16 protein-coding genes and 1 tRNA gene are annotated in these 18,604 nt (G+C 67.5%); 10 read left to right on the forward strand and 7 right to left on the reverse strand.

The features are described 5' to 3' along the window. Positions 1–652: 652 nt before the first annotated feature. Genes ACQR50_RS10185 through ACQR50_RS10195 form a run of 3 tightly spaced genes read right to left on the reverse strand, consistent with a single transcriptional unit; the run spans position 653 to position 1,982 of the window. Positions 653–1,171 carry a hypothetical protein gene (locus tag ACQR50_RS10185; RefSeq protein ID WP_428968220.1) on the reverse strand — a complete coding sequence of 173 codons (519 nt, stop codon included), beginning with the start codon at positions 1,169–1,171 and terminating at the stop codon, positions 653–655. 48 nt (positions 1,172–1,219) lie between these two features. Beyond that, positions 1,220–1,429 carry a hypothetical protein gene (locus tag ACQR50_RS10190; RefSeq protein ID WP_428968221.1) on the reverse strand — a complete coding sequence of 70 codons (210 nt, stop codon included), beginning with the start codon at positions 1,427–1,429 and terminating at the stop codon, positions 1,220–1,222. Between the two features lie 37 nt (positions 1,430–1,466). Further along, complete coding sequence (locus tag ACQR50_RS10195) at positions 1,467–1,982, reverse strand: host attachment family protein (RefSeq protein WP_428968222.1); 516 nt, start codon at positions 1,980–1,982, stop codon at positions 1,467–1,469. Positions 1,983–2,071: 89 nt separating this feature from the next. Between ACQR50_RS10195 and serS the strand changes: the two genes are divergently transcribed. From serS to tyrS, 5 genes are all read left to right on the forward strand, one after another. Beyond that, positions 2,072–3,349: a serine--tRNA ligase gene (gene serS / locus ACQR50_RS10200; RefSeq protein WP_428968223.1), complete on the forward strand. Its 1,278-nt coding sequence runs from the start codon at positions 2,072–2,074 to the stop codon at positions 3,347–3,349. Next, positions 3,349–4,113 carry a 5'/3'-nucleotidase SurE gene (surE, locus tag ACQR50_RS10205; RefSeq protein ID WP_428968224.1) on the forward strand — a complete coding sequence of 255 codons (765 nt, stop codon included), beginning with the start codon at positions 3,349–3,351 and terminating at the stop codon, positions 4,111–4,113. Before serS ends, surE begins: the two co-directional genes overlap by 1 nt. Before the next feature lie 121 nt (positions 4,114–4,234). Further along, the gene (locus tag ACQR50_RS10210; protein ID WP_428968225.1) at positions 4,235–5,377 is read left to right on the forward strand and encodes a peptidoglycan DD-metalloendopeptidase family protein; all 1,143 of its coding nucleotides are present in this window, start codon (positions 4,235–4,237) and stop codon (positions 5,375–5,377) included. Positions 5,378–5,487: 110 nt separating this feature from the next. Then, entirely contained in the window at positions 5,488–5,886 is a 399-nt protein-coding gene (locus ACQR50_RS10215) for a hypothetical protein (RefSeq protein ID WP_076716597.1), read from the forward strand. A 56-nt stretch (positions 5,887–5,942) separates the two neighbouring features. Then, positions 5,943–7,169, forward strand: coding sequence for a tyrosine--tRNA ligase (gene tyrS / locus ACQR50_RS10220; RefSeq protein ID WP_428968226.1), 1,227 nt, complete (start codon positions 5,943–5,945; stop codon positions 7,167–7,169). Between the two features lie 202 nt (positions 7,170–7,371). Here the strand turns inward: tyrS and ACQR50_RS10225 are convergent, their stop codons facing one another. Together ACQR50_RS10225 and recG are read right to left on the reverse strand one after the other, a co-directional pair. Then, complete coding sequence (locus tag ACQR50_RS10225; RefSeq protein WP_428968227.1) at positions 7,372–7,812, reverse strand: DMT family transporter; 441 nt, start codon at positions 7,810–7,812, stop codon at positions 7,372–7,374. Positions 7,813–7,842: 30 nt separating this feature from the next. Next, positions 7,843–9,897: an ATP-dependent DNA helicase RecG gene (recG, locus tag ACQR50_RS10230; RefSeq protein WP_428968228.1), complete on the reverse strand. Its 2,055-nt coding sequence runs from the start codon at positions 9,895–9,897 to the stop codon at positions 7,843–7,845. Between the two features lie 80 nt (positions 9,898–9,977). On the opposite strand from recG, the gene ACQR50_RS10235 reads away from it, so the two are divergent. Both ACQR50_RS10235 and mfd read left to right on the forward strand, forming a co-directional pair. Next, positions 9,978–10,244, forward strand: a complete 267-nt coding sequence (locus ACQR50_RS10235) for a succinate dehydrogenase assembly factor 2 (RefSeq protein WP_007404480.1) — start codon at positions 9,978–9,980, stop codon at positions 10,242–10,244. A gap of 211 nt (positions 10,245–10,455) precedes the next feature. Continuing rightward, positions 10,456–13,923, forward strand: a complete 3,468-nt coding sequence (gene mfd / locus ACQR50_RS10240; protein WP_428968229.1) for a transcription-repair coupling factor — start codon at positions 10,456–10,458, stop codon at positions 13,921–13,923. A gap of 165 nt (positions 13,924–14,088) precedes the next feature. Here mfd and ACQR50_RS10245 read toward each other — a convergent pair whose 3' ends face one another. Further along, positions 14,089–14,520 (reverse strand): YybH family protein, encoded by a 432-nt coding sequence (locus tag ACQR50_RS10245; RefSeq protein WP_428968230.1) that lies wholly within the window; start codon positions 14,518–14,520, stop codon positions 14,089–14,091. Continuing rightward, entirely contained in the window at positions 14,508–16,217 is a 1,710-nt protein-coding gene (locus ACQR50_RS10250; RefSeq protein WP_428968231.1) for a putative bifunctional diguanylate cyclase/phosphodiesterase, read from the reverse strand. Before ACQR50_RS10250 ends, ACQR50_RS10245 begins: the two co-directional genes overlap by 13 nt. A gap of 83 nt (positions 16,218–16,300) precedes the next feature. Here ACQR50_RS10250 and moaA point away from each other — a divergent pair, with 83 nt between their 5' ends. The 3 genes from moaA to ACQR50_RS10265 all read left to right on the forward strand — a co-directional run bounded on the left by moaA (position 16,301) and on the right by ACQR50_RS10265 (position 18,481). After that, positions 16,301–17,356: a GTP 3',8-cyclase MoaA gene (gene moaA, locus ACQR50_RS10255; RefSeq protein ID WP_428970684.1), complete on the forward strand. Its 1,056-nt coding sequence runs from the start codon at positions 16,301–16,303 to the stop codon at positions 17,354–17,356. After that, a complete protein-coding gene (locus tag ACQR50_RS10260) occupies positions 17,353–18,132 on the forward strand; it encodes an NAD kinase (protein ID WP_058746045.1) in 780 nt (259 codons plus the stop codon). The genes moaA and ACQR50_RS10260 overlap by 4 nt, the downstream gene beginning before the upstream one ends. Before the next feature lie 274 nt (positions 18,133–18,406). Then, positions 18,407–18,481 (forward strand) — tRNA-Asn (locus ACQR50_RS10265). The last annotated feature ends 123 nt before the right edge of the window (positions 18,482–18,604 follow it).

Below are 18,604 nucleotides of genomic sequence, written 5' to 3' on the forward strand. Positions count from 1 at the left end.
CAAGCGACCGGCGTTTCATCGTGTTGCCAATTTCTATAATAAAGTTGCGGCGTTAACCTGGCATGGACGAATTGGTGCCATTATGGTCAGTTTACAGACCCGATCATCGAATCCTGGCTGTCGCCGAGCCGTCCATGTCCCTAAAATATGCGCCGTGCAGGCTGGCGAATCCCAAAGCTAGACGCGGACTGCCAATAATGGGTTTGACCTTAAGCCTTTGTTGGTCACTGTGATGACAGAAGCGCTGAAAAGGTTGCGGATGGGCGGTCGGGGGGCGATGCCGGAACCATCACCCGGTTTGAAGCCTTGGTCCGGTCCCGTGTCGTTGCGGGCCTGAACCGTTTGAGGATGAGACGATGTCTGTGCGAATGGCCTTGGCAAAACTGACGGCCTGTGCCGCTGGCGGCGCTGTGATCGGCGGCGGGGCCGTCCACATGGTCGATCGTCCCGAGCGTCCGGCGCTGGTCAAGCAGACCAAGGTCAAGAAGCGCATCGTTCACCATCGTCCGCTGCCCGCGCGGCGGCATGCCGTCACGCGGACGACCACGACCACCACGACGCCCCCTCCGACGATCGTGACCGTCACGACGCAGGAACCGCCGGTTCCCGTCCCCCTGCCCGCCGTCGCACCATCGGTCGCGCCGGGCGGCGGCTATGTCCCTGCGGTCATCGGCGGCTGGGGTGGCGGTTTCGGCGGGGGCTGGGGCGGTGGCCTTGGCGGCGGGTTCGGGTTCGGCGGCGGCTTCGGCGGCGGTGGCGGATCGAGCGGCAGCATCGTGATCTCCTCGACCAGCAGCGGCGGATCGACCTCGTCGGCATCGGGCGGGTCCGGTGGATCGAGTGGTTCGTCCACCTCGTCGGCCTCCGGAGGCTCGGGCGGATCGTCCACCTCGACCGGCGGCGTCAGCAGCACCTCGTCCAGCGGCAACGTGTCCAGCACATCGTCTTCGGGTAACGTGTCGAGCACCTCCTCGACCGGCGGCTCTTCCACCTCTTCGGGGAACGTATCGTCGACATCGTCGACCGGCGGCTCGTCGACCGGCGGCTCGTCGACCTCGTCGGGCAACGTGTCGTCCACCTCGTCGACCGGCGGTTCCTCCACCTCGTCGGGCAATGTTTCGTCGACCAGTTCGTCCTCGGGCGACGTCAGCTCTTCGAGTGCATCCAGCACCTCTTCGGCGTCGTCGGCATCGTCCGCCTCCTCGGCTTCGTCGAGCGGCTATGCGTCGAGCAGCAGCGGCTGGTCGTCCAACGGTTCGTCGGCCAGCTCGGCCTCCAGCGCGTCGTCGGCGTCGAGCGCCTCCTCGGCGAGCAGCGCCTCCTCCTCGGGCGGTGACACGCCGCCCCCGACGCCGGTGCCCGCCCCGCCGATGGTGCTGCTGTTCGGCAGCGCGGCGGCAGCGCTGGTCATCCGGCGACGACTGGCCAAGCCCAAAACGGCCTGACCGGTCGCCGCCGGGCGGCATTCACGCCTTTTGCAGCGCGGCCTCGATCTCGGGCACCGGATGCCCGGTCAGATCCTTGGCCAGTTCGCCGACCAGACGATCCTCGACCGACTTGTGATAGTGTTTGCGCAACTCGCCCAGCGTCTTGGGCGGGGCAACCACGATCAGCGACTCGAACTCGTTGGCGAGTGCACGACGCTTGAGCATCGCGGCGGTCTCGGCGGCGAAGCGATCCTCTTCCTGCTGATGGAAGTCGGTCTCGCCCATCGTGCCGCGCGACGCGGCGAACTGCGCACCCTGGCCGCCGCCACCCGCCTGGTTCGATCCGCCCTGCGCGATCGGCGGCGCACCCGCGCCGCTTTGGGTAGAGGACGCCGCCCCGGCACTGTCCGTTTTCTGGTTGCGATCCGCCGGATTGGGATGTTCGACCGCGTGTTCTACGATCAGATTGGGATAGTCGGCATCCCCCTCGTTCCGAAAGAACAGGCTCTTGCGGCCATCGACGACCAGCACGAAGCTGTTATGCGGCACCTGCATCGCGTTTCTCCTTCTATGAGCCCGGGGATAACGCGGACGCTTCGCCACGGGTTGCGTGACGGCGGAGCGAACGCCATAGCCTCGGCCCCATGCACGACATTCGCCTGATCCGGGACGACCCCGCCGCCTTCGACGCCGCCCTCGCCAAGCGGGGCGCGGAACCCCAGGCCGATACGCTGATCGCGATCGACGAGCGCCGCCGCGCCGTTATTGCCGAGGCGCAAGACGCGCAGACCCGCCGCAACGACCTGTCCAAACAGATCGGCCAGGCCAAGGCGGCCAAGGACGAGGCACGCGCCCAAGCCCTGATGGACGAGGTCGCCGCGCTGAAGGCCAAGCTCCCGGAGCTGGAGGAGCAGGAGCGTGGCGTCGAGGCCGAGCTGAACACCGCACTCGCCGCCATTCCCAACCTGCCCGCCGCCGATGTGCCGCAGGGCGCGGACGAGAATGACAATGCGCTGGTCCACCAGAAGGGGAGCCCCGCGACCTTCGCCTTCGAGGCGCGCGAGCATGACGCGATCGCGCCTGCGCTGGGCATGGATTTCGAGACCGGCGTGGCGCTGTCGGGCGCGCGCTTCACGCTGCTGCGCGGCCCCATGGCGCGGCTGTCGCGCGCGCTCGGCCAGTTCATGCTCGACCGGATGACCGAGGAAAACGGCTTCGAGCTGGTTCAGCCGCCGCTGCTGGTTCGCGACGAAGCCGCGTTCGGCACCGGCCAGTTGCCCAAATTCGCCGAGGACCTGTTCCGCACCACCGATGGCCGCTGGCTGATCCCCACCGCAGAGGTCTCGCTGACCAATATCGTGCGCGAGGCGATCCTGAGCGAGGCGGAACTGCCGCTGCGCTTCACCGCCCTAACCCCCTGTTTCCGTTCGGAAGCGGGTGCGGCAGGGCGCGACACGCGCGGCCTGATTCGCCAGCACCAGTTCGACAAGGTCGAGATGGTGTCGATCACCACCCCAGACCAGTCGGATGCCGAGCATGAGCGGATGACCGCCTGTGCCGAGGGCGTGCTGGAGGCGCTGGGCCTTCCCTATCGCCGGATGCTGCTGTGCACCGGCGACATGGGTTTCTCGGCGGCGCGCACCTATGACCTGGAGGTCTGGCTGCCCGGACAGGCACGCTATCGCGAGATTTCGTCCTGTTCGACCTGCACCGATTTCCAGGCGCGGCGGATGATGGCGCGCTATCGCCCCACCGAGGGCAAGGGCACGCGCTTCGTCCATACGCTCAACGGCTCGGGACTGGCGGTCGGCCGTACGCTGGTCGCCGTCATCGAGAATTACCAGCAGGCCGACGGCTCGGTCGTCGTGCCGGAAGTGCTGCGCCCCTATCTGGGTGGGCAAGCGGTGCTGGAGCCGCGCTGATGCGCATCCTGCTCACCAATGACGATGGCTATCACGCGCCGGGGCTTGCCGCCCTGGAGCGGATCGCGGCGACGCTTTCGGACGATGTCTGGATCGTGGCGCCCGCCGAGGACCAGTCGGGGACCAGCCGTTCGCTGACCCTGACCCGGCCGATGCGGCTGCGGCAATTTGGTGAGCGGCGCTTTGCGGTGACGGGCACGCCGACCGACTCGGTGCTGATGGCGCTGGGCGAGGTGATGGCGGACCACAAGCCCGACCTGATCCTGTCGGGCGTCAATCGCGGCGCCAATCTGGGCGAGGACGTCTTTTATTCCGGCACGGTATCGGCCGCGATGGAAGGGGCGATGGCGGGCATCCGCTCGATCGCGCTCAGCCAGCGTTATCCGACGCAAGGAGTCGGCGACCAGGTCTCCTTCGCCACGGCCGAAGCCTGGGGGGAGCGGGTGCTGCGCCCGCTGCTCGACCTGGACTTCGCGGCGCGAACGCTGATCAACGTCAACTTTCCGCCGGTCGCGCCGGATGCGGTGAAGGGCATCCGTATCGCGCGTCAGGGCCTGCGCGACTATGGCCGGGCACGGTTCGAGAAGCGGGCCGATCCGCGCGGCTATGACTATTACTGGCTGGCGCTGGGCCGCCTGCCGCATCGGCCGGGCGCGGACAGCGATCTCGACGCCATCGCCGCTGATCACATCGCGGTAACGCCTTTGCAACTCGACCTGACGCATGACCCCTCATTCGTTATGCTTAACGAAGCCTATCGTTAAGCGGATCGCGAAACGGCTTTCTGGGGGGGACGTGGGGTTGGATCGGAAATCGGTTGCCATCGGGCGGATCTTGGGGCTGGGGCTGCTCGTATCGGGCTGCATTCCCAATATGGAGCCTCCCATGCGCGCCGCCGAGCCGGTCGCACCTCCTGCTCCGGTCGTCACCGCGCCGCCACAGGCCAGCCCCGTAACGCGACCCGTCCCCGTCACCCCTGCCTCCCGGCCCGGTTCGACGCGCCCGGCCATCCGTCGCTCGGTCCCCGTCACCACGCCGCGCCCGCCGGTTGCGACCCCCATGGTCCAGCGACCGGCACCCGTTTCGATACCGACCGCGCCCGTATCCTCGCTGCCCGCCCCGCGCCCCTCCTGGGAAGTGCGCCCCGTCGCGCCCGACGCGCGCGAAATCGCGGAGAGCGTCTATGTCGTGAAGCCCGGCGACACGCTGCGTGCCGTGGCGGATCGCGCAGGGGCCGGTTCGGAAGTCATCGCGCGCGCCAACGGGCTGACCCCGCCCTTCATGATCCGTGCGGGCCAGCGCCTGACCATTCCCGGCGGCCGCTATCACCTGGTCCGCCCGGGCGAGAGCGGCATCGCCATCGCGCGGGCTTATGGCGTTTCATGGTCGCGGATCGTCGATGCCAATGCGCTCAGCGAACCCTATGTCCTGCGCGCCGGACAGCGGATCCTGATCCCCGGCACGGCTCCCGGCGCCACCCCGCTCAGCAGCGCCGCCGAGCGCGCCGCCGCCTTCAAGCTCGACGTGGACGACATCCTGACCGGCGGCGAGCCCGCGCTCGCCAGCAACCAGGAACCGGCCAAGCCCAGCGCGACGCCGCGCCGCGTCCTGCCGCCGACCGCCGTGGTCGCGGCCCCCGCGCGGCTGCGCTCGGGCTTTGCCTGGCCGGTCGACGGCCGCGTCGTGAAGCGGTTCGGCGCGGGCTCCAGCGGCGAGCGCAACGACGGCATCAAGATCGCCGCGCCGGTCGGCACGCCGATCAAGGCGACGGCGGACGGCGTGGTCGCCTATGTCGGTGACGGGATCGCCGCGCTGGGCGGGCTGGTGATCGTCAAGCACGGCGATGGCTGGACCAGCGTCTATGGCCATGCCTCCAAACTGATGGTCCAGCGCGGCCAGAGCGTGAAGCGCGGCCAGACGCTGGCGCTGTCCGGCCAGACCGGCTTTGCCGACCGCCCCGAGCTGCATTTCGAGCTGCGCCGGGGCCGCACCCCCGTCGACCCGCTCAGCCAGTTGCCCAGGCCATGACCCATGGCTGCTTCATGAACGCTGTCTAACGGGTGGTTCAGGATTCGGAACGCCACGACCTGTCATAGGTTGAAAACGAACACGGGGCCGTTGCCCCTGGGAGTTGGCGTATGAAGAAGATGTTCCATGTTCTCGCGGCGATCGGCCTGTCCGTGACGGGCGTCGCGGCCACGACGGTCCTGCCGGTGGCGAGTGCCGAGGCGCAATCCTGGCGCGGTGATGATGGGCCCCGCTATGATCGGGATCGGCGCGATCGTCGCGACTGGCGCGAGGATCGCCGCGATTGGCGGGGCGAACGGCGCGGCTGGCGTGACGATCGGGGCTGGCGTAGCAACGACTGGCGCGCGCGCCGCGAAGCCCGCGTCGCGCGCGAATATGACCGGGCGCGCCGCACCCCCGGCTATGTCGATCCGCGCTCGCAGGGCGACTATACCAACTATACCGGCCGGGGCTCGGGTTATCGCCCCTGCAACTATGTCGAGCGTAACGGACGGACCGTCTGTCGCTGATCCCCTGATGCCTTTGGGGTGACGAAAGCGGATCGGCGGTGTAACGGCCAGTCATCATGGCATACACTTCCGATCTGCTTCGCACCCTGGATGAACGGGGTTACGTCCACCAGATGACCGACGGCGCCGCACTGGACCGTCTGGCCGCAGGCGGCGTGGTGCCGGGATATATCGGCTTCGACCCGACCGCGCCGTCGCTGCATGTCGGCAGCCTGGTGCAGATCATGCTCCTTCGCCGGATGCAGCAGACGGGCCACAAGCCGATCGTCCTGATGGGTGGCGGCACCGGCAAGATCGGCGACCCCAGCTTCAAGGACGAGGCGCGCAAGCTGCTCGGCGAGGACGGGATCAAGGCCAATGTGGCCTCGATCAAGCGCATCTTCGAACGCTTCCTGACCTTCGGTGACGGCCCGACCGACGCGGTGATGGTCGACAATGCCGACTGGCTCGACAAGCTGGAATATATCCCCTTCCTACGCGAAGTGGGTCAGCATTTCTCGGTCAACCGGATGCTGTCCTTCGACTCGGTGAAGCTGCGCCTCGACCGCGAACAGTCGCTCAGCTTCCTCGAATTCAACTACATGATCCTCCAAGCCTATGACTTCCGCGAACTGGCGCAGCGTCATGGCTGCCGGTTGCAGATGGGCGGGTCGGACCAGTGGGGCAATATCGTCAACGGCATCGAGCTGGCCCGCCGCATGGACGGGACGGAAGTGTTCGGCGTAACCACTCCCCTGATCACCACGGCGGACGGCGGCAAGATGGGCAAGACCATGTCCGGTGCGGTCTGGCTGCACGAGGACCAGCTGCCGCATTTCGATTACTGGCAGTTCTGGCGCAACACCGACGACCGTGACGTCGGCCGCTTCCTGCGCCTGTTCACCGACCTGCCCCTCGACGAAATCGTGCGGCTGGAGGCACTGGAAGGCGCGGAAATCAACGAGGCCAAGAAGATCCTCGCCAACGAAGCCACCGCCATGTGCCGTGGTCGCGCGGCGGCGGACGAAGCAGCGGAGACGGCGCGGCGGACCTTCGAGGAAGGTGCGGCGGGTGCGGCGTTGCCAAGCTTCGCGGTCGAGGGCGGGTCGGTTTCCATCATCGACGCGCTGATCGGGCTGGGCTTTGCCAAGTCCAAGGGCGAGGCACGGCGCCTGATCGCGGGGGGCGGCGCGCGTGTCGATGGCGAGAAGGTGGCGGACGAGAATGCCGTCATCGCCGTTGGCGGCGAGCCGGTGAAGGTTTCGTCGGGCAAGAAGAATCACGGATTGCTGACGGCGGGGTAATTCCTGTGGCCTTCGCCTTTGCTCAGGCTGAACGGCGGTTGAGGGCTACTTCCTCTTTATAAGGGCTGTTCCCCGGCGAAGGCCGGGGCCCAGTTTCTCCCAAGTCGACGAAGCGGGATAGCGGTGCGTGGGGGGCATCTTCGCCGACCAATCAGCCGCAAGGCAACTGGACCCCGGCCTTCGCCGGGGTACGAGCCGCGCCTCACCCCCGCTTCACCACCAACGCGCCCGCAATGACCAGCGCCACCCCCACGACCTTCCCCAACGTCACCGGCTCGACCCGCACCCCGAACAGCCCGAAATGGTCGACGATCAGCGCCGCCACCAACTGGCTGGCGATCGCCGCCGTCAGCGCCACCGAAATGCCCAGCCGCGGCGCCGCATAGGCCAGCACGGCCACGAACCCGGCTCCGTAAAAGCCGCCCAACCACGCCCAGCCCGGCGCGCCCTTCAGCGCCGTCGGGCTCGTCCGGTCCATCGCCGCCCAGGCGACCGCCAGGACGATCGTCCCGATCAGGAACGAGGTCAGCGCCGCCAAGACCACCGATCCCGACGCCTTGGCGAGTGCCGCATTGGTCGGCGGCTGGATCGCCAGACCAAGACCGGCGATCAGGACGAGGATGAGCGGAAAGACAGCAGCCATCCGCGCCCAACGCCACGAACGCCGCTTCGTTCAGCCCGAACGCAAGAGCGCGACGCCTGCATCCCGCTCGAACAGATAGAGCGCCGTCCGCGCCGCCTGCCCGCGCGGTGCTTCCAGCCCGCCGTCACGATCGATCAGCAGCCGCGCGTCATCCTGCGCGCACTGCATCAGGTCGGCCATGTTTTCGGGCGTGGCGAGCCGGAACGCCATCTCCCCCGATTGCCGCGTGCCGAGCAGTTCGCCAGCCCCGCGCAACCGCAGATCCTCTTCGGCGATGCGGAAGCCGTCATTCGTCTCGCGCATCAGGGCAAGCCGCGCCCGCGACGTTTCCGACAGATGCGAGCCCCGCAGCAACAGGCAGCGTGACAGCCCCCCGCCCCGCCCGACGCGGCCGCGCAACTGGTGCAGCTGCGCCAGGCCGAAGCGGTCGGCATGTTCGATCACGATCAGCGTGGCATTGGGCACATCGACCCCCACCTCGATCACCGTCGTCGCAACCAGCACGCCCAGCCGTCCGCCCGCGAACGCCTCCATCACCGCGTCCTTCTCGGCAGGCTTCATCTTGCCATGGACGAGGCCGACCCGTTCGCCGAACCGCGCGCGCAGGGTCTCGGCGCGCATCTCGGCAGCGGCAAGGTCGGACTTTTCGCTCTCCTCGACCAGCGGACAGACCCAGTAAGCCTGCCCCCCATCCGACAGATGCCGTCCGAGCGCGTTGACCACTTCGTCCAGCCGGTCCTCCGACACCACCCGCGTCTCGATCGGCTGGCGGCCCGGCGGCATCTCGTCCAACCGGCTGACATCCATCTCGCCGTAATTGGCCAGCGTCAGGGTGCGCGGGATCGGCGTCGCAGTCATCGCCAGCAGGTGCGGCGGGGCCTTGCCCTTGGCGGACAGCATCATCCGCTGGGCCACGCCGAAGCGATGCTGTTCGTCGACCACGACCAACGCCAGGTCGCGATAGGTCACGGTCTCCTGGAAGATCGCATGGGTGCCGACAAGAATGTCGATCTCGCCCGCCGCCAGCGCCATCAGCGTGGCCTCCCGCGCCTTGCCCTTGTCGCGGCCGGTGAGCACCGCGATCTCGAGTGGCAGCCCCGCGAGCGTCTTGCGCAGCGTCTCATAATGTTGGCGCGCCAGGATTTCGGTCGGGGCCAGCATCGCCGCCTGCGCGCCCGCCTCGACCGCGATCAGCATCGCCATCGCCGCCACCAACGTCTTGCCCGCCCCCACGTCGCCCTGGAGTAGACGGAGCATCGGCGCGTCCTGCGCCAGATCGCCCTCGATCTCGCGCACCGTCCGGCTCTGCGCGCCGGTCAGCGTGTAGGGCAGCTTGAGCATGTCCCTCAAGCGCCCGTCGCCGTTCAACGCCCGCCCCCGCCGCTTGCGGGTATCGGCGCGGACCAGCGTCATCGCCAGCTGGTTGGCGAACACTTCGTCATAGCCCAGCCGCTCGCGCGCCTTCGCATCCGCCGGATCGGCATGGATACGGGCCAGCGCGTCCTTCCAGTCGGGCCAGCCGCGCTGCGCCTTCAGTCCTGACTCGATCCATTCGGGCAGTTCGGGCGACCGTTCCACCGCCTGCGCCGCCAGCGCGCCCAGCCGCCGCGAGGTGATCCCTTCCGACAGCGGGTAGATGGCCTCGCGCTCGCGGAAGCCTTCGGCGCTGTCGCCCAGATCGGGATGGACGATCTGCAGATCCTGGCCATAGAGGTCCAGGCGCCCCGACACGACCTTCGTCTCGCCGATCGGCAGCAGCTTCTTCACCCAGCCCGAATTGCCGCCGAAATAGACCAGCGCGACGCTGTTGCCCGCCGCATCCTCGGCCCGCACCCGCGTCGGGCCGCGCGGCGAGGACGAGACGCGATGCTCTTTCACGGTCAGAGGGATGGCGATGACCCTCCCCGCATCCGACACCATCAGTTCGTCGCGTGGGAAACGGTCGATATGGCCGGTCGGCAGATGAAAGGCGACATCGACCACGCGCGCGATGCGCAGGCGCTCCAAAGGCTTGGCAAGACCGGGCCCGACGCCTTTCAGCGAAGTGACCTCGGCGAACAGCGGATTGAGGATATCGGGACGCATGACTAGATGGGTGCGTATAGCCTCAAGCCCCCGCACGCCGCCAGAGCATGCGGGCGTTAATCTCGTCGGATCGGAACCCCATGGACCACGAAACCCGTATCAAGCGCCTCCGCTTCCGCGCATGGCATCGCGGCACCAAGGAAGCTGACCTGATGATCGGCGGCTTTTTCGACGCGCATCACGAGACTTTGAGCCTTGAGGAACTCGACTGGTTCGAGGCGCTGCTGGAGGAGCAGGATGTCGATATCATGGCCTGGGCGATCGGGACGCAGCCCTGTCCGCCGCAATGGGACGGCCCGGTGATGCAGCGGATGCGCGCGCTGAATTTCGTGCCGATCGCCCGGTAACTTATAGGCCTGCGGACGTTCAGACCCTTGATGCAGGATTACAAAGCTTTGATTCAGGCCTAGCCCCTCCCCTTCAGGGGAGGGGTTGGGGTGGGGCTTCGCCACAGGCGTGGCGTTTGTGGAAGCCCCCCACCCCCGGCCCCTCCCCTGAAGGGGAGGGGTGGATCGAGCTGACGACATCAAGCCCCAACACCCCCAGCTTCGGAACCCCATGCCCGATATCAAGACGATCCTGACCGCCAAGAGCCCGCTGACCCTGTCGGGCGTTCCGGCGGGGTTCCTGCCGGTGCTGCTCGCCGATCTGGCGCGGGCCGCGACCACCCGCGCGGTGTTCATCTGCGCCGACGAAGCGCAGATGCGCGAACTGGCCTCGACCGCGACCTATTTCGCGCCGGAGCTGGAAATCCTGCAGATCCCCGCCTGGGACTGCCTGCCCTATGACCGAGCCTCGCCCACCTTGCGCGTCATGGCGGAACGGATCGCGGGGCTCCACCGGCTCCAGGCCAAGCCCAAGACGCCACAGCTGGTCCTGACTACCGCCAATGCCGCGACCCAGCGCGTGCTGACCCCTTTCCGCATCCGCCAGTTGGTCGCCCGCCTCGCGCCGGGCGAGCGGATCGGACTGGAGAAGCTGTCCGCGCTGCTCCAGGCGAACGGCTATGTCCGCACCGAGACGGTGCACGACCAGGGCGAGTTCGCGGTGCGCGGCGGCCTGGTCGACCTGTTCCCCAGCGGCGAGGAGCAGGCGTTGCGTCTCGACTTCTTCGGCGACGAGATCGAGAGTGTCCGCACCTTCGACCCCGCCGACCAGCGGACGACGGGCCGGGTCGAGGGCTTCACGCTGCTCCCCGCCTCCGAGGCGCTGCTCGACGAGGAATCGATCAAGCGCTTCCGTACCCGCTACCGCGAAACCTTCGGCGCGACCGCGACCGGCGATCCGCTATATCAGGCGGTGTCCGAGGGGCGGCGCATGGCGGGCATGGAGCATTGGCTGCCGCTGTTCGAGGAGAAGCTGTCGACGCTGTTCGACCATCTCGGCGAGGCTGCGGTGGTGGTGCGCGACAGCGGCGTGACCGCGGCGGCGACCGCGCGGTTCGAGGCGGTGGCGGACTATTATGAGAACCGCAAACGCGCCGAGGCCGCGCAGCCGGGCAGCTTCCGCCCCCTGCCCGCCAAGGCGCTGTACCTGACGGACAAGGAATGGGGCGAAGGGCTGGAGGCCGCGACCGCGCATCTCGTCTCGCCCTTCCACGAGCCGGAAAGCGCCACCGTCCTCGACTTCGAGGTCGACAGCGCCCGCGATTTCGCGCCCGAACGCGCGGCGCACGCCAATATCTACGAGGCGGTGGTCGACCATGTCGAGGCACTGCGCAAGGAAGGCCGCAAGCCTGTCCTCGCCAGCTATTCGGTCGGCGCGCGCGAGCGGCTCGGCAGCCTGCTGAAGGATCACGGGCTGAAGGGGGCCAAGGCGGCCGAGACCTGGCAGGAAGCGCTGGGCATCGCCGATACCTCCAAGAGCTTCGGCGTCGCTTTGGTCGTCCTGCCGCTCGACCATGGCTTCACCGCACCGGGCATCGCGGTGCTCACCGAGCAGGACATGCTGGGCGACCGGCTGATCCGGCGGCAGAAGCGGCGCAAGTCGGCGGACGCCTTCCTGGCCGAACTGGCGACGCTCTCGCCCGGCGATCTGGTGGTACACTCCGACCACGGTATCGGCCGTTATGAGGGGCTGACCTCGATCCCCGTGGGCAAGAGCCCGCATGACTGCGTGGCGCTCTCCTATGCGGGCGGCGACAAGCTGTATGTGCCGGTCGAGAATCTCGAAGTCCTGACCCGCTACGGCTCGGGCGAGGACGGGGCGACGCTCGACCGTCTGGGCGGCGAAGCGTGGCAGCGGCGCAAGGCCAGGATGAAGGAGCGCATCCGCGAGATCGCGGGTGAGTTGATCGCGGTGGCCGCCGAACGCGCGCTTCGCCCCGGCGAGGTGGCCGAGCCCGACAGCGCGGGCTATCCGGCGTTCGTCGACCGTTTCCCCTATGAGGAAACCGACGATCAGGACCGGGCGATCGACGATGTGCTGGGCGACCTGACGGCGGGCAAGCCGATGGACCGGCTGATCGTCGGCGATGTCGGCTTCGGCAAGACCGAGGTGGCGCTACGCGCCGCCTTTGTCGCGGCGATGGCGGGAATGCAGGTGGCCGTGGTCTGCCCCACCACGCTGCTCGCGCGCCAGCATTACAACAATTTCGTCGCCCGTTTCGAAGGCTTTCCGATCAAGATCGGCCGCCTTTCCCGCCTCGTTACCGCGACCGAAGCCAAGCGGACCAAGGACGGCGCGGCGAGCGGCGATATCGACATCGTCGTCGGCACCCATGCGCTGCTCGCCAAGAATGTCGAGTTCAAGCGGCTGGGCCTCGTCATCGTCGATGAGGAACAGCGGTTCGGCGTCACTCACAAGGAACGGCTGAAGGCGCTGAAGGCCGACGTCCATATGCTGACGCTGACGGCGACGCCGATCCCGCGCACGCTGCAAATGGCGATGTCGGGCCTGCGTGAGCTGTCGGTCATTCAGACGCCGCCGGTCGATCGCCTCGCGGTGCGCACCTATGTCATGCCCTGGGATCCAGTCGTGCTGCGCGAGGCCTTGCTGCGCGAACATTATCGCGGCGGACAGAGCTTCCTCGTCACCCCACGCGTCGCCGACCTGCCGGATATCGAGGAATATCTGCGCAAGGAGGTGCCGGAGGTCCGCTATGTCGTCGCCCACGGCCAGATGTCGGCGACCGAGGTCGAGGAGCGCATGTCCGCCTTCTATGACCGCAAGTTCGAGGTGCTGGTCTCGACCACGATTATCGAGAGCGGCATCGACATTCCGTCCGCCAACACGATGATCGTCAACCGCGCCGACCGCTTCGGCCTGGCCCAGCTCTATCAGTTGCGCGGCCGCGTCGGCCGGTCGAAGACGCGCGCCTATGCCTATATGGTCACGCCGCCGGAGCGGATGATGACCGAGGCGGCGGAGAAGCGGCTGAAGGTGCTGTCCGACCTCGATTCACTGGGCGCGGGCTTCCAGCTGGCCAGCCATGACCTGGATATTCGCGGCGCGGGCAATCTGCTCGGCGACGAACAGTCGGGGCATATCAAGGAGGTCGGCTACGAACTTTACCAGTCGATGCTGGAAGAGGCGATCCTGGAGGCCAAGGCGGGCGGCGCGTTCGAAAAGAAGCGCGACTTCTCGCCCCAGATCACCGTCGACGCGCCGATCCTGATCCCGGACGATTACGTCCCCGATCTCGACCTGCGGATGGGGCTTTATCGTCGCCTGAACGACTTGGAAAAGCATCAGGAGGTGGAGGAATTCGCCGCCGAGATGATCGACCGCTTCGGCCCGCTGCCCGAGGCGACCGACAATCTGATCCAGGTCATCAAGATCAAGCTGAACGCCAAGAAGGCCTGCATCGCCAAGATGGATGTCGGCCCGCGCGGCGTGCTGGTCGCGTTCCACGACAACCGCCCGCCCAATGTCGACGGGCTGTTCGCCTATGTCGAGCGGCTGGGCGAACTGGCCAAGCTGCGCCCGGACGGCAAGCTGGTCCTCAACCGCGCCTGGCCTGACGCCAAGGCGCGGCTGCATGGCGCGCTGCAATTGTCGAAGGGATTGGCAAAGGCGGCGGGGTGATCGCCCCAGTCCTCCCCAAGCTATGCGTGGGGAGGGGGACCGCCGCGAAGCGGTGGTGGAGGGGCGAGGCCCGGACTGGCTTTCTGACAGGGGCACCGGCCCCTCCACCACCCGGCTGGGCCGGGCGGTCCCCCTCCCCAAGCATAGCTTGGGGAGGAATGGGGATCAGCTGCTATGATCGGAGATGATCTTCCAGCCATCGGCGCGGCGTTCGAAGACCAGGGAGGTCATCCCGCTCTCGGCCTTCGCCCCGCCCGACAGGTTCCAGCGGGCGATGAGGATACGGCGGTCGCCGATCCGCTTCAGATGGAGAAAGTCGAAGCGAAGCTGGCCGCGGTTATTCGCACCACCAGCGAAGCTCTTGCGATAACTGTCGGCAATGGCAGGCTTTCCCCGGATCAACCCCTTGCTGCCGACAAACACCGCATCGGGCGCATAGATGGCCATGAAGCGGTCGAGATCGCCGCCATTCCATCCTTGCGCACTCTCCAGCATCACCGACCGCATCGCGGCTTCGGCCGGATCGGTGACTGGAGCGGCGGCATGAACCGCCATGGGCGACAGCGCAAAGGCCGCCGCGATCGTCAGGCCGCGCATTCCATTTCTCCCTCGACCATCGCCTGCAACGTCTTTTCGTCCAACGGCGCGGCGCACAGGAAACCCTGATAGGTGTCGCAGCCCAGTCGCCCGAGCAACTGGGCCTGCCCTTCGGTCTCCACCCCCTCGGCGATGATCCTCATGCCGAGTTGCGCCGCGATGCGGATGATCCCGCGCACGACCACCCGGTCGCGCCGCGTTCCATCGACCTCGGTCACCAGTGCACGGTCGATCTTCAGATAATCGATGGGCAGGCTGGTGAGATAGGCCAGGCTGGAATAGCCGGTGCCGAAATCGTCGATCGCTACCCGCACGCCTTCCGCCCGCAGCGTGTCGAGCACCTGCGCGGCACGGTCCAGTTCGCGGATCAGGCCGGTCTCGGTGATCTCGACGGTCAGCCGCTCGATCGGAAAGCCGCTGGCCGCCACGCGGTCGAGGAAAATGCGGGCGAAACCGGCCCGCCCGACATCGGCGGCGGTCACGTTGATCGACAGGCGCAGATGCGACAGTCGCGCGGGCCAGCGCGCCGCGCGTTGCAGGGCGACCTGCTGGATATGGTCGGACAGCGCCAGGCCCAGATCGGCGCGCTCGGCCGCGGCGAAGAGCGGGTCGGCGCCCAGCGGCCCCAAGGTCGGATGCCGCCAGCGCGCCAGCGCCTCGACCCCCGTGATCCGCCCGGTGCGGATGGCGACCTGCGGCTGGAAGACGATATCGATCTCGCCGCGCTCGATGGCGTGGTGGAGGTCCGCCGCCAGCACGTCCAGCGGCGCCACATCGCCGGGATGGGCGAAGCGCAGCATCGCGCCGTCGCTCGCCTGCGCCTGGGCCAGCGCCTCCCCCGCACGGGCGAGCAGGCTGGCGGGATCCTCATGGGCGCGCGCCTCGGACAGACCGAGCCGGACGCCCAGACGGATCGGCACCGCGCCCGCCTGTACGGGCTGGGCGAGCAGCGTCTCCAGCGTTTCGGCAATGGTCCGCGCCTGTCGGCCATCGGCAACGCCCGCCATGACGAACTCCGCACCGCCCGACCGTGCGACGATCGCCCGGTCGCCGAACGCCTCTGCCGCGACCGCCTGCATCCGCGCCTCGACCCCGCGCAGCAGCATATTGCCCGCCGGTCGACCGTGCGCGGCATTAATCAGGTCCAGCCGCGACAGCGACACGACGATCGCGACGCAGGGCTCGCCCCGATCGAGAATATCGGCGACCCAGCGATGGATCTCGCCCACCTCGCCGTCCGCATGGGTCCGGCGGCGACGCACGTCCAGCGTCCGGCGGGCATGGCGCTCGGCCAGTTTGAGCGCAGCATGCACCATGGGTTCGCCCGCATCGGGCGCCAGGATATGCGTCGCCCCCGCCGCAAGGAACGCTTCCAGCGTATCGGGGTCCGAATCGGGCACCGAAACCAGCATGGCCGCCCCCGTCGCCGCAATCACCGCACCCAATGCCTGCGCGGCACGAAGTCCGGCATCGCCCTCCCCCCGCGCATCGATCAGGGCGACCCGCGCTTCGCTCGCCAGAAAGGCACTGACCAGCATGTCGCCCGGCGGATGCTCGCCGTCGCGCGGCGCCATCGACCAGATCGCCCAGCCGCCACGGATGATCGCTTCGTCCAGCATCGCAGGATGGCGGAACGAAAGCGCGAAGATCGCCGTTCCCCTGCGGTGGGCGTTAAAACCGAATTCATCCTGCGTCATGGGCGCACCCTATCCACCGCTACTGGGATCACCAACGGCAATCGATCTTGTTCGCGTCCCGCCTTGGGGCTACCGTCATGACGATGGGACGTGCCAATAATTCGTCCGATACTGCGGATGCCGTCGGTGGGACGGACCGGCGCCCGGCCGACGGGTCGCTGATCGACCGCCATGGCCGCACGATCCGCTATTTGCGCATCTCGGTCACCGACCGCTGTGACCTGCGCTGCCGCTATTGCATGGCCGAGCAGATGACCTTCCTGCCGCGTGCCAAGCTGCTCAGCTTGGACGAGATCGCGATCATCGCCGAGCGGTTTATCGCGCGCGGCGTGACGCGTATCCGCCTGTCGGGGGGCGAGCCGCTGGTCCGCCGCGATGTCGTCGATCTGGTCAAGCGGCTGGGCGGCCATGTCGGCCATGGCCTGGACGAGCTGACCATGACCACCAACGGCACCCGTCTGGCCGAACATGCGGGCGCGCTGGTCGATGCAGGCGTGAAGCGCATCAATGTCAGCCTGGACAGCCGCGATCCCGAACGCTTTCGCTATGTCACCCGGCACGGCGATGTCGGTCAGGTGATTCATGGCATCCTCTCCGCGCGTGACGCGGGACTTGCGATCAAGATCAACATGGTCGCGCTCAAGGGGATGAACGAAGACGAGATTGCTTCGATGCTATCGTGGTGCGTTTCGGAGCGATTGGACCTGTCCCTTATCGAGACGATGCCGCTGGGCGCGATCGACGAGGACCGGGTCGACCGTTTCCTGCCGCTGACCGCCGTGTTCGACCGGCTGGCGGCGGAATTCCCGCTGGTCCGCGCCGGACATCGCACGGGCGGCCCCGCCCGCTACTGGCAGGTGGAGGGCAGCGAGACCCGGTTGGGCCTGATCTCCCCCCTCACCGCGAATTTTTGCGATGGCTGCAACCGCGTGAGGCTGACGACCGAGGGCAAGCTGTATATGTGCCTGGGTCATGAGGATCAGGTGGATTTGAAGGCCGCGCTGCGGAACGGGGGCATCGAGGCGCTGGACACGGCGATCGATCTGGGGCTGGCGGCCAAGCCCGCCCGGCATGATTTCCGTATCGAGGCGGGATCGGCCCCGGCCGTGTCGCGTCATATGAGCGTGACCGGCGGATGACCCTTCCCGTCCGGCGGGCGCTCGTCGCCTCGCCCACCGCGCCCGCCCAGACCGCGGCGGCCGACCTGCTGCAAAGCGCCGACTGGGTCGATTTCGACGAGGCGGATTATGTCATCGCGCTGGGCGGTGACGGCTTCATGCTCCAGACGTTGCATCGGATGCTGGAGCGGCGGCGCGGCGCCGTGCCGGTGTTCGGCATGAACCTGGGCACGGTCGGTTTCCTGATGAACGAATGGCGCGGCTATGGGCTGGAGGATCGGCTGGCCCGCGCCAAGCCGTTCCGCGTCACCCCGCTGAAGATGACCGCCACCGGCATCGATGGCCGCGTCCATACCCTGCCCGCGATCAACGAGGTCTCGCTGCTGCGCGAAACCCGCCAGACCGCCAAGCTGGAGGTCATGGTCAACGAACGAATCGTCCTGCCCGAACTGGCCTGCGACGGCATCCTGGCCGCCACGCCGGCCGGATCGACCGCCTATAATTTCTCGGCGCAGGGGCCCATCCTGCCGCTCGGCTCGGCGCTGATCGCGCTGACCCCGATCAGCCCGTTCCGCCCCCGGCGCTGGCGCGGCGCGATCCTGCCCGACAAGGCCCGCATCTCGATCAAGGTCCTCGACCCCGGCAAGCGCCCGGTCTCGGCCGTGGCCGACCAGCGCGAGGTCCGCGACGTGGCGCAGGTGGATATCTGCATGGACCGCTCGCGCGAGCTGACGCTGATGTTCGATCCCGAACATGCGCTCGACGACCGCATCACGATGGAACAGTTCGTCTCCTAACGGAGGCCACCGCATAACCTCTTATTCCTCCCCTGCAAGGGGAGGGGGACCATCCGGAGGATGGTGGAGGGGAGTCACCCCTATCGAGCGCAGGACCCCCCTCCGTCAGGCCTTCGGCCTGCCACCTCCCCTTGCAGGGGAGGAATGGAAGCCAACGAAGGCCCGACCCGCATTTATCCACAGCTTTGGCGACAAGACTTACGCAAAACCGTCAAAAAAGGGGTTGCGGCTTTTTCCGAGCCCTTTATAGGACCCCTCCACAGCGCCGGAACATTCCCTGATAGCTCAGCGGTAGAGCTCTCGACTGTTAATCGAGCGGCCGTAGGTTCGAATCCTACTCAGGGAGCCACCGGCGCTGTAGGTTTTCCGCCATTTTTCGCTTGAGCGCCCTGCTCGCGGTCGCGGCCATTATGACAGACATTATTACAAGCGTTATGACATTCTTGCTATGTTCGCATCGCGTACGTATATG

The sequence above is a fragment of the Sphingomonas sp. Xoc002 genome, assembly GCF_050408055.1.
Taxonomy (GTDB): Bacteria; Pseudomonadota; Alphaproteobacteria; order Sphingomonadales; family Sphingomonadaceae; genus Sphingomonas; species Sphingomonas yabuuchiae.

Excerpts from the sequence above, each read along its gene's own strand:
- tyrS (WP_428968226.1), top strand. The coding sequence starts at position 5,943 with ATGGCATACACTTCCGATCTGCTTCGCACCCTGGATGAACGGGGTTAC.
- surE (WP_428968224.1), top strand. The coding sequence starts at position 3,349 with ATGCGCATCCTGCTCACCAATGACGATGGCTATCACGCGCCGGGGCTT.
- ACQR50_RS10210 (WP_428968225.1), top strand. The coding sequence starts at position 4,235 with ATGCGCGCCGCCGAGCCGGTCGCACCTCCTGCTCCGGTCGTCACCGCG.
- ACQR50_RS10235 (WP_007404480.1), top strand. The coding sequence starts at position 9,978 with ATGGACCACGAAACCCGTATCAAGCGCCTCCGCTTCCGCGCATGGCAT.
- serS (WP_428968223.1), top strand. The coding sequence starts at position 2,072 with ATGCACGACATTCGCCTGATCCGGGACGACCCCGCCGCCTTCGACGCC.
- ACQR50_RS10225 (WP_428968227.1), bottom strand. The coding sequence starts at position 7,812 with ATGGCTGCTGTCTTTCCGCTCATCCTCGTCCTGATCGCCGGTCTTGGT.
- ACQR50_RS10250 (WP_428968231.1), bottom strand. The coding sequence starts at position 16,217 with ATGACGCAGGATGAATTCGGTTTTAACGCCCACCGCAGGGGAACGGCG.
- ACQR50_RS10195 (WP_428968222.1), bottom strand. The coding sequence starts at position 1,982 with ATGCAGGTGCCGCATAACAGCTTCGTGCTGGTCGTCGATGGCCGCAAG.
- ACQR50_RS10245 (WP_428968230.1), bottom strand. The coding sequence starts at position 14,520 with ATGCGCGGCCTGACGATCGCGGCGGCCTTTGCGCTGTCGCCCATGGCG.
- ACQR50_RS10215 (WP_076716597.1), top strand. The coding sequence starts at position 5,488 with ATGAAGAAGATGTTCCATGTTCTCGCGGCGATCGGCCTGTCCGTGACG.
- moaA (WP_428970684.1), top strand. The coding sequence starts at position 16,301 with ATGGGACGTGCCAATAATTCGTCCGATACTGCGGATGCCGTCGGTGGG.
- mfd (WP_428968229.1), top strand. The coding sequence starts at position 10,456 with ATGCCCGATATCAAGACGATCCTGACCGCCAAGAGCCCGCTGACCCTG.
- recG (WP_428968228.1), bottom strand. The coding sequence starts at position 9,897 with ATGCGTCCCGATATCCTCAATCCGCTGTTCGCCGAGGTCACTTCGCTG.
- ACQR50_RS10260 (WP_058746045.1), top strand. The coding sequence starts at position 17,353 with ATGACCCTTCCCGTCCGGCGGGCGCTCGTCGCCTCGCCCACCGCGCCC.